This is a genomic window from Leisingera sp. ANG-M1, from assembly GCF_000813745.1.
Taxonomy (GTDB): domain Bacteria; phylum Pseudomonadota; class Alphaproteobacteria; order Rhodobacterales; family Rhodobacteraceae; genus Leisingera.
The window spans coordinates 37,933-51,635 of record NZ_JWLC01000019.1; the positions used below are offsets into that span (position 1 = coordinate 37,933).

A 13,703-nucleotide genomic window follows, 5' to 3' on the forward strand; every position below is an offset into this window, starting at 1 on the left:
GAGTTTCTGCTGATGATCCGGCCGCTTCTGGCCATTGCCGTCAGCCTGGCGGCCGCGGCGCTGATCCTGTGCCTGCACAAGCGCCCGGATGCCCGCGATACGGTCTCAGTTGTCGCGGCGCTGCTGAAATTCGCCGTTGTGATCTCGCTGGCGCCGCTGGTGCTGGCGGGCGGCACCCTGGAACTCACCCTGTTTGAAGTTCTGCCGGGTGTGGATTTTGCCTTTCGCGTGGATGCCCTGGGTATGGTGTTTGCCACCGTCTCCAGCCTGCTGTGGATCTTTGCCGCGCTCTATTCGATCGGCTATATGCGCAGCCTGAATGAACATGCGCAGACACGGTTCTTTGCCGCCTTTGCGGTGTCGCTGTCGGCCGCCGTTGGCGGCGCCTTTGCCGCCAACCTGTTCACCCTGGTGATCTTTTACGAGCTGCTGAGCCTGGTCACCTACCCGCTGGTCTACCACAAGGAGGACGGCGAGAGCTGGGGCGGCAGCCGCCGCTATGTCGTCTACCTGATCGGCGCCTCGAAATCCTTTCTGCTGGCGGCGCTGGCGCTGACCTATCAGCTGGCCGGAAGCCTGGAGTTCCTGCCGCAGGGGCTGCTGGCAGGCTCCGGCGCCGATGGCTGGCTGCTGAGCGCCGTCTATCTGTGTTACCTGGCAGGCTTCGCCAAGGCGGCGGTGATGCCGTTCCATGCCTGGCTGCCTGCAGCCATGGTGGCACCGACTCCTGTGAGCGCGCTGCTGCACGCGGTGGCGGTGGTGAAGATGGGCGTGTTCTGCATGCTGCGGGTGATCTTCCATGTGATGGGGGTGGATCTGATGGGCAGCCTGGGGCTGGGCATTGCCACCGCCTATCTGGTCTCCTTCACAATCGTGATGGCCTCGGTCTATGCGCTGACCCGCGACGATCTGAAGGCGCGGCTGGCCTACTCAACCGTCAGTCAGCTGTCCTACATCATTCTGGGCGCGGTGCTGCTGACGCCGATGGCGGCGGTGGGCGGCATTATCCATATCGCGGCGCATGCGTTTTCCAAGATCACGCTGTTTTTCTGCGCAGGCTCGATCTACTGCGCCTCGAAACGTCGCAATATCAGCGATCTGGCGGGCATCGGGCGGCGGCTGCCCTGGACCATGGCGGCGTTTTTTATCGGCTCTTTGGGGATGATCGGCATTCCGCCTTCGGGCGGCTTTGTCAGCAAATGGTATCTGGTGCTGGGCTCGGTCGAGGGGCGGGAGATGGTGTTTCTGACGGTGCTGCTTGCCAGTGCGCTTTTGAATGCTGCCTATTTCCTGCCGGTGACCTACACCGCGTTTTTCGAGCCGGAGAAGCCCGGCATCCCCGGCGCGGTGGCGCTGCAGGAGGTGCGGGAGATCCCGATGGTGGCGGTACCGCTGCTGCTGACGGCGGCGATGTCGCTGGCGCTGGGTTTGGCGCCCGGGTTCTTTGTTGAGCTGGCCCAGCTGGTGATGCGCGCGGCGGGGGTGTGAGGATGGGCTGGCTGGTGAATTTCTTCGGGCAGCGGCGTTACAAGAAGCTGCGCTGGCGGTTGCTGGTTGCGGCGCTGGCGCTGCTTCTGGCCGCTGATTTCATGGTGCCGCGCCATCACAGCGAACACTTCTGGGATGCGATCCCCGGCTGGGGCGCGGTGTTCGGCTTTGCCAGCTGCGTGGCCATCATCTTTGTCAGCAAGTTCATCGGCCACAGCGGCGGCATCATGCGGGACGAGGATTATTATGACTGAGTGGCTGCATCCTGCCCTGCTGATGCTGATAGGCGCCGCGCTGCTGCCGCTGGTGCGCGGCACCGGCCAGCGGATGCTGTCGCTGATCGTGCCGCTGCTGGTTCTCTACGCGGTGTCGCAAATGGCGCCGGGCACGTCCGGCGCCATTGCCTTTGCCGGGGTTGAGCTCGTGCTGTTTCAGGCGGACAAGCTGTCGCTGGTCTTTGCCTGGGTCTTTGCCATCATGTCGTTGATCGGCAATCTGTATGCCTGGCATATCGAGGGCACCGGCCAGCGGGTGGCGGGGTTCCTTTATGCCGGAAGCGCCTTTGGCGTGGTGTTTGCGGGCGACTGGCTGACGCTGCTTATCGGGTGGGAGGTGATGGCTTTTGCCTCGGCCTATCTGATCTTTGCCTCCCGCAACGCCAAAGCTGTGGCGGCGGGGTTCCGCTATCTGCTGGTGCATGTGGCGGGGGGCGTGCTGCTGTTCGGCGGCATTGTGCTGCATGGGATTGAGACCGGTTCCTGGCTGGTGGGGCCGTTGGAGCCAGGGCAGGGGGGGCTGGCCGGCTGGGCCTATTGGCTGATCCTGATCTCCTTCATGATCAACGCGGCGGTGCCGCCTTTGAATGCCTGGCTCACCGATGCCTACCCCGAGGCCACCGTGACCGGCGCGGTGTTCCTCAGCGCCTTTACCACCAAGACCGCGGTTTACGTGCTGATCCGCAATTACCCGGGGGCGGAGATCCTGGTGGGGTTTGGGGTGGCGATGGCGCTTTATGGCGTGGTCTTTGCGGTGCTGGAGAACAACTGCCGCCGCCTCCTTGCCTATCACATCGTCAGCCAGGTGGGATACATGGTGGCCGGCGTCGGCATCGGCACCGAGATGGCACTGAACGGGGCGGCCTCCCACGCGTTTGCCCATATCCTCTACAAGGGGTTGCTGTTCATGGGCGCGGGGGCGGTGATCCTGATGGCCGGGCGGCGCAAGCTGACCGAGCTGGGCGGGCTTTACCGCACCATGCCGCTCACTGTTGTGCTTTACATGATCGGGGCCTTTGCGATTTCGGCCTTTCCGCTGTTCAGCGGCTTTGTCAGCAAATCCATGGTGGTCTCGGCCGCGGCGGGCGATCACCGGGCCGCTGCGGCGCTGCTGCTGACGGTGGCATCATCCGGCACCTTCCTGCACACCGGGCTGAAGCTGCCTTATTATATGTTCTTCGGCAAGGATTGCGGCCTGCGCCCGCCCGAGCCGCCGCTGAACATGCTGCTGGCGATGGGGATTGCGGCGGCATTCTGCATTGGCATCGGGGTCTATCCGCAGGCGCTTTACGCTCTGCTGCCCTATCCGGTGGACTATGAGCCCTACACGGCTGTGCATGTGACCGAGAGCCTAGGGCTTTTGATGTTCACCCTCCTGGCCTTTGTGCTGCTGCTGAAGCATCTGGACCCTGAGGACACCATCAGCTTGGACACCGACTGGCTCTACCGGCGCGGGGCGCGGGGGTTCATGTGGGTCGCCAGGCATCCGGTGCTTGCCTGGGAGCAGAGGCTGATTACCCTAGGCGACGTCGCCGGGCTGCGGCTGATGCACCATCTGTCGCGGCTCAGCCTGCTGGCCGACATCCGGGTCGTGGATGCGCTGGTCAATGGCGTGGCGGCGAGCGCCCGGCGCGGCGGGCTTCTGATGCGGCGGCTGCAGACCGGCGTGGTGTCGCATTATGCCTTCTGGATCATTGCCGGGCTGATTGCCGGGTTGGCCTGGGCGGTTGCGGGGGCCTGGCTGGCGGCGGCGGAGGCCGCTGAACCTGATCCGGCGGACTGGATGCAACGGCAGGAAACGGTAGGTTCGCGCCCGGCCCCGGGGGTGGGCGCCTTGCCGCAGGATGCAAGGGCTGGGCCAAGCGCAACCCTCGCAGTGTTTCGTGATGTTGGAGCAATTCGCGCCCGCCCTGGAGGGCGGGGCCGGGCGCGAACCGGATCGCAAAGCGATCCGGGGGCAAAACGCCTCTCAGCCGGGACAGAAGCCAAGGCAGGTGCATCATGAGCGGGCTGCCGGTTCTTAGCATTTTGATCCTGCTGCCTGCTGCCGGCGCCTTGGCGGTGCCGTTCCTGCGCGGCAACGGCCTGGTGCGCAGGTTCACCTTGGGCGTGCTGTTTGCGGATTTCCTGCTGGCGGCAGCGATCCTGGCTGCCTTCGATCCTACCACCGCAGAGATGCAGTTCCGCGAGGCGCAGCTGTGGGTGCCGGCGCTGGATATGGGCTACCGGCTGGGGCTGGACGGCATCAGCGTCTGGTTTGTGCTGCTGACCACGCTCTTGGGCTGGATCTGCGTATTGGCCTCTTGGCGGGCTATCGCCGAGCGGGTCAAGGAGTTCATGACCTGCCTGCTGGCCATCCAGGCGATGATGGTGGGTGTGTTCTGCGCGCTCGATCTGGTGCTGTTCTACGTGCTGTGGGAGGTGATGCTGGTGCCGATGTATCTGATCATCGGCATCTGGGGCGGCGGCAACCGGATTTATGCCGCCTTCAAGTTCTTCCTCTACACGCTGGCGGGCAGCCTGCTGTTCCTGGTCGGGCTTCTGGCGCTGTATTTCGCGGGCGGCCGCACCTTTGACATGCTGGCGCTGATGGATGCTGAGTACCCCTTCCGCCTGCAGGTCTGGGTGTTCCTTGCCTTCCTGGTCGCCTTTGCGGTCAAGGTGCCGATGGTGCCGGTGCACACCTGGCTGCCGGACGCCCATGTGCAGGCGCCGACGGCAGGCAGCATCATCCTGGCGGGTGTGCTTTTGAAGATGGGCGCCTATGGCTTCCTGCGCTTTTCGCTGCCGATGCTGCCCGATGCGTCCCTGTATCTGGCGCCGCTGATGATCGCGCTGTCAGCCTCGGCAATTGTCTATGGCGGGCTTCTGGCGCTAGCGCAAACCGACATCAAGAAGCTGATCGCCTATTCCAGCGTCAGCCATATGGGCTTTGTCACCCTGGGTTTGTTCACCTTCCAGCAGAACGGCATGTCCGGCGCGGTGATCCAGATGTTCAACCACGGCATCACCACCGGCGCGCTGTTCCTGTTTGTCGGGCTGATCTACGAGCGCACCCACAGCCGCGAGATCGCCGCTTATGGCGGCATGATCAAGGCAGTGCCGATTTTCGGTGTCCTGTTTGCTGCCTTCCTGCTGGCCTCGATGGCGGTGCCCGGCACCAATGGGTTCATTGGTGAGATCCTGGTGCTGGCGGGCACTTTCGGGGTCAGCGGCTGGGCTGGAACCGCCGGGGTGCTGGGCGCGCTGATCGGCGCCGCCTATCTGCTCGGGCTCTACCGGCAAGTGCTGCTGGGGCCGGTGAAAATCCCTGCAGGCTCGGTGATGCAGGACCTGCGCCGCCGTGAGCTGGCCTGCGCGCTGCCGCTGCTTCTGTTCGTGTTCTGGTTCGGCCTCTACCCTAAGCCTTTCCTGGCCATACTGCAGCCATCGCTCGATCATCTGATGACGCAGATCACGCAATCGGATGAGGCTGCAACGGAGGGGCTGGCATGGAAATGACATCCGTCACCGCCTCGGTTCTGGCTTCCGGCCCCGAGATCATCATTATCCTTGGCGCCTGTGCGGTGCTGATGCTGTCGCTGCTGCCGGGTCCCGGCCCTGTCCGCTGGCTGGCGGGGCTGAGCCTGCTGATGATCGCTCTGGCCGCGGGGATGAGCTGGGGCCTCGCCGGTCACGCGCAAACGGTCTATTCCGGCATGTTCACGGTCGACCCGTTTTCGACCTTCCTCAAGATGGTGCTGTATCTGGGAACAGCGCTGACCATCCTGATGTCGGGCGGCTATCTGGCCACCGAACGGGTGGTGCGCGGCGAGTATTATGCGCTGCTGCTCTGCGCGCTCGCGGGCGCGATGATCATGGTATCCGGTACCGATCTGGTGATTATCTACGTCGGACTCGAGCTGCAGGCGCTGTCGGTTTATGTTCTGGTGGGGTTCCTGAAAACCCATGGCCGCTCCAACGAGGCGGCGTTGAAATATGTGATCCTGGGGGCGTTTTCCTCGGGCCTGCTGCTGTTTGGCCTGTCGCTGTTCTATGGCCTGGCAGGCACCACCCAGCTGCAAGAGCTGCAGATGGCGCTGGCCGCACAGGATATCTCCAGCCCGCTCTTGGTGCTGGCGGCGCTGTTCCTGGTGGCGGGTCTGTTGTTCAAACTTGGCGCGGTGCCTTTTCACATGTGGGTGCCGGATATTTACGAGGGCGCGCCCTCGCCGATCACCGGCTTCATGGCAGCTGTGGGCAAGGCCGCCGCATTTGCCGTGGTGCTGCGGGTCCTGATGCTGGATCTGACCGCGCTCAACCCGGTCTGGCACGCCGCCGTCGCGGCAGCGGCGGTGCTGACCCTGGGGCTGGGCAGCCTGGCGGCGCTGGTGCAGGAGAATATCAAGCGGATGCTGGCCTATTCCTCGGTTGCTCATGCCGGGTTCCTGTTGCTGGGGCTGCTTGCCGGAGGCCCCGGCGGACTGGCCAGCGTGATGCTGTATCTGTTGATCTTCACCTTCATGACGCTGGGCCTGTTTGCGGTGGTTGTGCTGCTGAACGAGGGGGCGGAGCGGGGCGAGCCGATCCAAGCCTTTGCAGGCCTGGCCCGGACTCATGCGCTGCTGGCCGCTTTGGCACTGGTATTCCTGTTTTCGCTGGCGGGCATCCCGCCGACCGGCGGCTTTTTTGCCAAGTTTTACGTTCTGATGGCGCTGATCGAGGCGGGCCATGCGGTGCTGGCGGTGATTGCAGTGCTGCTGAGCGCAGTGGCCGCGTGGTTCTATTTGCGGATCATCATGCTGATGTACACGCAGGCGCCTGCCGGCCCGGCGCGGATTGCGGTTTCCGGGCCGATGCGGCTGGTATTGTTTGCGGCGCTGGCGGGCACGCTGGCGACCGGCATCCTGCCGGCCTGGTTCCTGGGGTGGGCGCAGGCGGCAGCGGCGGCGGGATTTGGTTGAACGGGGGCTTTGGTGTATGCTTGCGGCGGAGAATGCTTCGCTGAAAAGCGTGCAAAGCTAACGGAAATCGCGGAGGGCAGCGCCTGGCCCTGGGTGGGCGTGAAGCGGCCTCCCGTGGGGAGGGTCGGGCGCTGCCCGGCCTATCGGCCGGGCGGTTCAGATACCATTTAAAGCGCCGTTTCAGGGAACCAGAAAAAAGGGAACAAACACGAAAGGGGAAACAGCATGCCTATCGACTTTCTGCCGGTGTTCCTGATGGTGGCGGTGGTCGTCGCGCTGTCGGTCTTTATCCTGACCCTGTCGCGGCTGATCCGGCCCGACAACCCGTACCCGGAGAAGAACCGCCCCTATGAATGCGGAGTCGACCACGTGGGCGAAGCCTCGGGCGGGCTATTCAAGGTCCAGTACTTCGTGATCGCCATCCTGTTTGTGGTCTTCGACGTCGAGACCATGTTCCTGTTCCCCTGGGCGGTGGTGCTGAGCGACCTGGGCCTGTTCGGCTATATCGAGATGTTTGTGTTCATAGCGCTGCTGCTGGTCGGCTTTGCCTATGCCTGGATCAAAGGAGCGCTGGAATGGGTGTCCTGAGCCACAGCATGCAGGACAGCGTGCTGTTCACAACCGCAGACGACATTATCAACTGGAGCCGCAAATCCTCGCTCTGGCCGCAGACCTTCGGCATTGCGTGCTGTGCGATCGAGATGATCTCGGCGGGCTGCGCGCGTTATGACCTGGACCGCTTCGGCGTGGTGTTCCGCCCCTCGCCGCGGCAGTCGGATGTGATGATCGTGGCCGGCACGGTGACCCGCAAGATGGCTCCGATTGTGCGGCGGCTTTACGACCAGATGGCCGAGCCGCGCTATGTCATCGCCATGGGCACATGCGCTATCTCCGGCGGCGTCTACAACACCTATGCGGTGGTGCAGGGGGTCGATTGCATCATCCCCGTCGATATCCATGTTGCCGGCTGCCCGCCGCGGCCTGAGGCGCTGCTGCACGGGTTCCTGCAGCTGCAGGAGAAGATCACCGGTTCACGGGTTTTGAGAGCTGAGCCGGACGCGCTGCCTTCGGCGGAAAGGGCGTGAGCATGACGGAGATCCCTCTGGGTTCTGCTTTGGAGCAGTTCAGCAATGTGCATTTGGATGAGACCGCGGCGGATATGCCCTGCCTGATGGTACCGCCTGCGGACCTGCTGGCGCTGTGTCAGTTCCTTCGCGGCGAAGCGGCGCTGCAGTTCAATTTCCTATCGGACATTTGCGGGGTGGATTTCCATCCTGAAGCCCCACGCTTCCAGCTAGTTTATCATCTGGTGTCGATCCCGAACCACTGGCGGCTGCGGCTGAAATGCTGGCTTGGCGATCCGCCGGTTGCCCCTACTGTCACCAGCGTATGGACCACCGCCAACTGGCACGAGCGCGAGGCCTACGACATGTATGGCATCCATTTCGACGGCCACCCGGACCTGCGCCGCCTGTATATGTGGGACGAATTCGACGGCTACCCGATGCGCCGCGACTTCCCCTTGCGCGGCTACAAAGATCACATGAACCCGCTGGGCGTTGAGCGGAGGAGAAACGGGGGCGGCGCATGACCGAAGTCACCACCCTGCAGGAAGTCCCGACCGATACCGGCATGGCCCGCGAAGTGCTGATGAACCTCGGGCCGCAGCACCCCAGCACCCATGGCGTCTTGCGGCTGCTGCTGCAGATGGACGGCGAGATCGTCGAGCGGATCGAACCGCATATCGGCCTGTTGCACCGGGGCACTGAAAAGCTGTTTGAAAGCTTCACCTACACCCAGATCTTTCCGCTTACGGACCGGTTGGACTACCTTTGCCCGCCGTCGAACAACCTGGGCTACGCACTGGCGGTGGAGGCGCTCTTGGGGATCGAGGCGCCGCTGCGCGGCCAGTACATCCGCGTCATCATGGCGGAATTGTCGCGTATTTCCGGCCACTTGCTAATCACTGGCGCCTTGCCGATGGATGTCGGGGCGATGACCTCGCTCTTGTACACCATGCGCGACCGCGAGATGGTGCTGGATCTGATGGAGATGATCAGCGGCGTCCGTATGCACACATCGTTCTGCCGGGTCGGCGGCGTGCGCGAGGACCTGCCCGAGGGGGCGGAGGCGCGGATCCTGGAGTTCTGCGATATCTTCGCGGACCGGATTTCCGACTATGAAACGCTGCTGAAAAACAACCGGATCTTCCTCGCCCGCGTCGAAAACATCGGCAATATCACCGCTGAAGATGCCATTGCGTTGGGCCTGACCGGCCCCAACCTGCGCGCCTCGGGCGTCGACTGGGACCTGCGCCGCGATGAACCTTATGAAATCTACGACCGGCTGGAATTCAATGTCATCACCCGTAAGGACGGCGACTGTTACGACCGCTGGAAATGCCGCCTGGACGAGATGCGCGAAAGCCTGCGGATGATCCGGCAATGCGTTGAGCAGATGCCTGCCGGCGATGTGCTGGTCGATGATCCCAAGATCGCCTTTCCGGTGGACAAGGACCTGCTGGCCCATTCGATGGAGACCCATATCCACCATTTTGAGCTCGCCGCCTATGGTTTCAAGGTGCCCAAGGGCGAGGTGTATCAGGCCATCGAGGCGCCCAAGGGCGAGCTGGGTTATTACCTGATCTCGGACGGCAGCGAGAAACCGTTCCGGCTCAAGGTGCGCTCGCCGTCGTTTGTGAATCTGCAGGCGCTGACCGAGCGTACCACCAATATGAAATACCTCGCTGATGTGATCGCCATGCTGGGCAGCCTTGATCCGGTGATGGGGGAGGTCGACAAATGAGCGCCGCCACGGTTGCCACCATCAAGCAGGCGCTTGCTTCCCAGGTGCAGGAGGCTGCAGCGCGCTATCCTACCAAGCGCAGCGCCATTATGCCGACCCTGGAGCTGGCGCAGCAAGCTTATGGGGTTATTGATGGCACCACCTATCAGGCTATCGCCGAGCTGCTGGACGTGCCGGAAATCTGGGTGTTCGAGGTTGCCAGTTTCTACACCCTGTTCGACCGCAAGGAGATGGGGCGCTATCACCTGCAGCTTTGCACCAATGTCTCCTGCATGCTGGCCGGTGCCGAGGAGCTGCTGGAGGAGTTGCGGATGCATCTGGCGGCGGAAGGCCCGCATGAGGGGCTGTTTTCTCTTAGCGCGGTGGAATGCCTAGGCGCCTGCGACAAGGCGCCGGTGCTGATGGTCAACGCCGACTACATCGAGGACATCACCCCGGCCAAGCTGGAGGTGCTGCTGGCGGCGCTTGAGCGCGAAGCGAAGGCGGCAGAGGAGGGCGCGGCATGAGCGATCTGGTCCTTCTCAGGAACATCGAAAACCCGGATGCGCCGGAAATTGCGGTCTATGAAAGCTCCGGTGGCTATGAGGGTCTGCGCATCGTGCTACGCGATTTCGCGCCTGATCAGGTGATTGAAGCGGTGAAATCCTCCAGCCTACGCGGGCGGGGCGGAGCTGGTTTTCCCACCGGCATGAAGTGGAGCTTTGTCCCCAAGGACAGCGGCAAACCGCATTACCTGTGCTGCAACGCAGACGAGGGCGAGCCGGGCACCTTCAAGGACCGCATCCTGATGGAGCGCGACCCGCATCAGCTGATCGAAGGCATGGTGATCGCCGCTTATGCCATCGGCGCCAATACCGCCTATCTCTACATCCGCGGCGAATATGGGCTGTCGATCCGGCAATGCGAACAGGCCATCGCGGCCGCCTATGCCAAGGGGTATCTGGGTAAGGACATCCTGGGCAGCGGCTTTGACCTGGACATTCACATCCACAAAGGCGCCGGCGCCTATATTTGCGGCGAGGAAACAGCGCTGCTGGAATCCATCGAAGGCAAGCGCGGCCAGCCCAAGCTGAAGCCGCCGTTCCCGGCGGTGGCGGGGCTGTATGAATGCCCGACCGTGGTCAACAATGTCGAAACGCTGGCCTGCCTGCCGCATCTGTTCCGCCGCGGGGTGGAGTGGTTCACTTCGATTGGCCCTGAGGACGGACCGGGGCCGAAGCTTTTCTGTTTCAGCGGCCAGGTCAAGCGCCCCGGTGTCTATGAGGTGCCGATGGGGCTGCCTTTGGGCGAGATGCTGGAGGTTTACGGCGGCGGCGCCCTCAGCGGCCGGTTCAAGGCGGCAATTCCGGGCGGGGTTTCGGCACCGATGTTCCCTGAAAGCGGCTTTGACGTGAAGATGGACTTCAGCTCATTGGCGGCTGCGGGCAGCATGCTGGGCTCGGCCGGGGTGATCGGGCTGGACGAGAGTGCCTCGATACCCCGTGTCGCGCGGCGGATCACCGAGTTCTTCAGCCACGAAAGCTGCGGCAAATGCACCCCCTGCCGTGAGGGCCTCACCTGGGCCGCCAAGATCCTGCGCCGGATCGAGGCGGGCGAGGGGGCGCCCGGCGATGTCGCGCAGCTGGACATGCTCTGCGGCAGTATCTTCGGCAAGTCCTTCTGTGCCCTTGGCGATGGCGCGGCCTGGGCCCTGGGTGCGGCGCTGAAACACTTCCGTCACGAATTCGAAGCGCTGATCCCGGCTCAGGCGCAGCCGGTGCAGGAGATGCGGCTATGGTGACATTCACCCTGGACGGGCGGGAAATGCAGGTCGAACCCGGCACCACCATTTTGCAGGCGGCGCGGTCGGTGGATATCGGTATTCCTACCTTCTGCTACCAGGAGCGGCTGTCGATCTCTGCCTCCTGCCGCATGTGCCTGGTTGAGATCGAAGGGAGGGGCAAGCTGGAACCCTCCTGCGCCACTGCGGTGGCTGAGGGCATGGTGGTGCACAGCCACTCGGACCGGGTGGTGGAGACCCGGGGCGACATGCTGGAAATTCTGCTGGCCAACCACCCGCTGGATTGCCCGGTCTGCGACAAGGGCGGCGAGTGCGAGCTGCAGGACACGGTGTTCGAATACGGCCGCGGCGACTCGCGCCTGCGCGATCCCAAGCGGGTTTTCCGCAATCGGGATATCGAGCTGAACCAAGTGATTGTTTTCAACGCCAACCGCTGCATCCAATGCCAGCGCTGCGTCCGTGTTTGCGAAGAGATCGTCGGTGACGTGGCATTGGGCACCGGCGAGCGGGGGCTGGATTCCGAGATTACCGGCACCGGCAACAGCCTGAAGGACTGCAGCCATTGCGGCAATTGCATCGAGGTCTGCCCGGTCGGCGCGCTTATGAGCATTCCCTACCGTTACAAGGCCCGGCCCTGGGACCTGCAACGCACCGAGACCATCTGCGGCATGTGCGGCACCGGTTGCAGCTTGACGGTGGAAACCCGCGATGGTGCCTTCAAACGGGTTAAAAGCCGGTTCGACACGGGGCTCAACGGTGAGCTTTTGTGTGCCAAGGGACGCTTTGGTTTCGATGCTATCGATGGCGGCAACCGCATACGGGAGCCGATGGTCCGAAGAAACGGCACCTTGGAGCCTGTAAGCTGGGATGCTGCGATCCGCTTTTTGGCGGACAAAGTGCACGAAGTGCGCGGGAAAGGCAGAACAATCCGGGGCCAGATTTCGCCGCGCCAGCCCAATGAAACTGCCTTTCTGTTCCAGCGGCTGATGCGGCAGTGCTTCAAATCCAGTGAAATTCACTCCAGTTGCCGTTTTGCCGGACTCCGCACGCCGGCTGCTGTTGAGGCGCTGGCAGAGACGGCAGGACGCTTGGCGTCCCGCAGCCCCCTTGAAACTGTTTTGCAGGCCGATTGCATTTTCCTGCTGGGGTCCAACGCGGCAGAGGAAAACCCGGTTAGCTCTTACTTGATCCGTGCCGCGGTGAGAGGTTCCTTCAACCGCTTGCTTGTTGCCTCATCCCGTCCCGGCAGCCTGGATAGCCTCGCTGCGGCCACTCTGCGTCTGCGGCCCGGGCATGAGTCACAGCTCCTTGCTGCGCTGACTGGGCAGGCTGGCGTGGCGGACCCGGCAATGGCGGAATTTTGTGCTGTTGCCGCCCCTGTTGTAACGCAGGCGGAGAGTATCGCTTTGCTAATCGGCACCGAGTTCCTGCGCACGGTTGAGGCTGCCGCTGTTTTACAGTGGGTTTCTGCCTCGGCTGCGCATTTTGCAGACCACGGAAAGAGGGTTCAGCTGCAGTTCCTGTTCGACCGCCCCAACCAGCTGGGCCTGTGGGAAATGGGCTGCTTGCCGGGGATCTTGCCGGGGTGGCGGCAAGAAGCGCAGAGGCCGCATTCCGCTGATGGCGGGCCTGGGCTGCACTATGTTCTCGGCGCGGATCCGGCCGCCTACCGGTCCGGGGGCTTTGCGCAGAATAATGACTGTTTGGTGGTGCATGCCGCGCACATGTCCCGAACCGCAGAGCACGCGGATGTGCTGTTGCCTGCCCCGGCATTCGGTGAAGAAGAAGGCACGTTCACCAGCAACGAAGGCCGGGTTCAGGAGATCCGTGCCATCCGGCCGCCGCGGTTCAGCGGGCCGGAGCCAGGGCAGGTGTTCGGGCTGATTGCTGGAGCGCTAGGACAGGATCTCGGGCCTTGCAAACCTGCACCGCTGGGAGCCGTCATTGCAGCGGAGATCCCTGGCTTCGGCGCGTTTGATGCAGAGGGCGGAGCAGCAGTTTCAGGAGCCAAAAAAACAGGTCTTTTGCCGCCGGTTTCTACCACTGGTGGAAAGGCTGCCAGACAGCACTATCTGATCACTGGTGATGGTTTGTTCCAATCAGGACAACTCTCGGGGCGTTCCCGATGCCTTTCCGGTTTGACTGGCGGTGCCTATGCCGAGCTTAACCCAGGCGAAGGCTGGGCCGGTCCGGAAGGGAGCTTGGTTCGGATTTCAGCGAACGGAGCGGGCTTTACTGTGCCGCTGAAGGTGAATCCGGGTTTCGGCGATGGCGCGGTCTTTATCCCGGAGTGGTATCTGGCCCGGCATGCTGGCTGCGTTGGAGCCGGTGCGGAGTATCCGGTCACCGTTGAAGTGGAACTGATCAGCCCGGAAGGATAACCAGTGGCACTGCCTCCGGGCCCCTGCTGGT

Annotated in this window: 12 protein-coding genes; all 12 read left to right on the top strand. The window is 63.1% G+C overall.

Annotated features, from left to right (window positions below; translation table 11 throughout):
* Positions 1 to 12: 12 nt before the first annotated feature.
* The 12 genes from RA19_RS16210 (at position 13) to nuoG (ending at position 13,672) form a co-directional block, all read left to right on the top strand.
* The gene (locus tag RA19_RS16210; RefSeq protein WP_206540280.1) at positions 13 to 1,488 is read left to right on the top strand and encodes a monovalent cation/H+ antiporter subunit D family protein; all 1,476 of its coding nucleotides are present in this window, start codon (positions 13 to 15) and stop codon (positions 1,486 to 1,488) included.
* A gap of 2 nt (positions 1,489 to 1,490) precedes the next feature.
* Complete coding sequence (locus RA19_RS16215; protein WP_039164477.1) at positions 1,491 to 1,742, top strand: hypothetical protein; 252 nt, start codon at positions 1,491 to 1,493, stop codon at positions 1,740 to 1,742.
* On the top strand, positions 1,735 to 3,768 hold the full coding sequence (locus RA19_RS16220; RefSeq protein WP_082020559.1) for a Na(+)/H(+) antiporter subunit D: 2,034 nt from the start codon (positions 1,735 to 1,737) through the stop codon (positions 3,766 to 3,768). The genes RA19_RS16215 and RA19_RS16220 overlap by 8 nt, the downstream gene beginning before the upstream one ends.
* Entirely contained in the window at positions 3,765 to 5,264 is a 1,500-nt protein-coding gene (locus tag RA19_RS16225) for an NADH-quinone oxidoreductase subunit M (RefSeq protein ID WP_052261833.1), read from the top strand. The genes RA19_RS16220 and RA19_RS16225 overlap by 4 nt, the downstream gene beginning before the upstream one ends.
* Complete coding sequence (locus tag RA19_RS16230) at positions 5,255 to 6,706, top strand: NADH-quinone oxidoreductase subunit N (RefSeq protein WP_206540281.1); 1,452 nt, start codon at positions 5,255 to 5,257, stop codon at positions 6,704 to 6,706. Before RA19_RS16225 ends, RA19_RS16230 begins: the two co-directional genes overlap by 10 nt.
* 225 nt (positions 6,707 to 6,931) lie before the next feature.
* Positions 6,932 to 7,294, top strand: a complete 363-nt coding sequence (locus RA19_RS16235; protein ID WP_039164479.1) for an NADH-quinone oxidoreductase subunit A — start codon at positions 6,932 to 6,934, stop codon at positions 7,292 to 7,294.
* The gene (locus tag RA19_RS16240) at positions 7,282 to 7,791 is read left to right on the top strand and encodes a NuoB/complex I 20 kDa subunit family protein (RefSeq protein ID WP_039164481.1); all 510 of its coding nucleotides are present in this window, start codon (positions 7,282 to 7,284) and stop codon (positions 7,789 to 7,791) included. The genes RA19_RS16235 and RA19_RS16240 overlap by 13 nt, the downstream gene beginning before the upstream one ends.
* A gap of 2 nt (positions 7,792 to 7,793) precedes the next feature.
* Entirely contained in the window at positions 7,794 to 8,297 is a 504-nt protein-coding gene (locus tag RA19_RS16245; RefSeq protein ID WP_052261834.1) for an NADH-quinone oxidoreductase subunit C, read from the top strand.
* Complete coding sequence (nuoD, locus tag RA19_RS16250) at positions 8,294 to 9,511, top strand: NADH dehydrogenase (quinone) subunit D (protein ID WP_082020560.1); 1,218 nt, start codon at positions 8,294 to 8,296, stop codon at positions 9,509 to 9,511. Before RA19_RS16245 ends, nuoD begins: the two co-directional genes overlap by 4 nt.
* A complete protein-coding gene (locus RA19_RS16255) occupies positions 9,508 to 10,017 on the top strand; it encodes a complex I 24 kDa subunit family protein (RefSeq protein ID WP_052261835.1) in 510 nt (169 codons plus the stop codon). Before nuoD ends, RA19_RS16255 begins: the two co-directional genes overlap by 4 nt.
* The gene (nuoF, locus tag RA19_RS16260; protein WP_039164483.1) at positions 10,014 to 11,291 is read left to right on the top strand and encodes an NADH-quinone oxidoreductase subunit NuoF; all 1,278 of its coding nucleotides are present in this window, start codon (positions 10,014 to 10,016) and stop codon (positions 11,289 to 11,291) included. The genes RA19_RS16255 and nuoF overlap by 4 nt, the downstream gene beginning before the upstream one ends.
* On the top strand, positions 11,285 to 13,672 hold the full coding sequence (nuoG, locus tag RA19_RS16265; RefSeq protein WP_052261836.1) for an NADH-quinone oxidoreductase subunit NuoG: 2,388 nt from the start codon (positions 11,285 to 11,287) through the stop codon (positions 13,670 to 13,672). Before nuoF ends, nuoG begins: the two co-directional genes overlap by 7 nt.
* The last annotated feature ends 31 nt before the right edge of the window (positions 13,673 to 13,703 follow it).

Excerpts from the sequence above, each read along its gene's own strand:
- RA19_RS16210 (WP_206540280.1), top strand. The coding sequence starts at position 13 with ATGATCCGGCCGCTTCTGGCCATTGCCGTCAGCCTGGCGGCCGCGGCG.
- RA19_RS16215 (WP_039164477.1), top strand. The coding sequence starts at position 1,491 with ATGGGCTGGCTGGTGAATTTCTTCGGGCAGCGGCGTTACAAGAAGCTG.
- RA19_RS16220 (WP_082020559.1), top strand. The coding sequence starts at position 1,735 with ATGACTGAGTGGCTGCATCCTGCCCTGCTGATGCTGATAGGCGCCGCG.
- RA19_RS16225 (WP_052261833.1), top strand. The coding sequence starts at position 3,765 with ATGAGCGGGCTGCCGGTTCTTAGCATTTTGATCCTGCTGCCTGCTGCC.
- RA19_RS16230 (WP_206540281.1), top strand. The coding sequence starts at position 5,255 with ATGGAAATGACATCCGTCACCGCCTCGGTTCTGGCTTCCGGCCCCGAG.
- RA19_RS16235 (WP_039164479.1), top strand. The coding sequence starts at position 6,932 with ATGCCTATCGACTTTCTGCCGGTGTTCCTGATGGTGGCGGTGGTCGTC.
- RA19_RS16240 (WP_039164481.1), top strand. The coding sequence starts at position 7,282 with ATGGGTGTCCTGAGCCACAGCATGCAGGACAGCGTGCTGTTCACAACC.
- RA19_RS16245 (WP_052261834.1), top strand. The coding sequence starts at position 7,794 with ATGACGGAGATCCCTCTGGGTTCTGCTTTGGAGCAGTTCAGCAATGTG.
- nuoD (WP_082020560.1), top strand. The coding sequence starts at position 8,294 with ATGACCGAAGTCACCACCCTGCAGGAAGTCCCGACCGATACCGGCATG.
- RA19_RS16255 (WP_052261835.1), top strand. The coding sequence starts at position 9,508 with ATGAGCGCCGCCACGGTTGCCACCATCAAGCAGGCGCTTGCTTCCCAG.
- nuoF (WP_039164483.1), top strand. The coding sequence starts at position 10,014 with ATGAGCGATCTGGTCCTTCTCAGGAACATCGAAAACCCGGATGCGCCG.
- nuoG (WP_052261836.1), top strand. The coding sequence starts at position 11,285 with ATGGTGACATTCACCCTGGACGGGCGGGAAATGCAGGTCGAACCCGGC.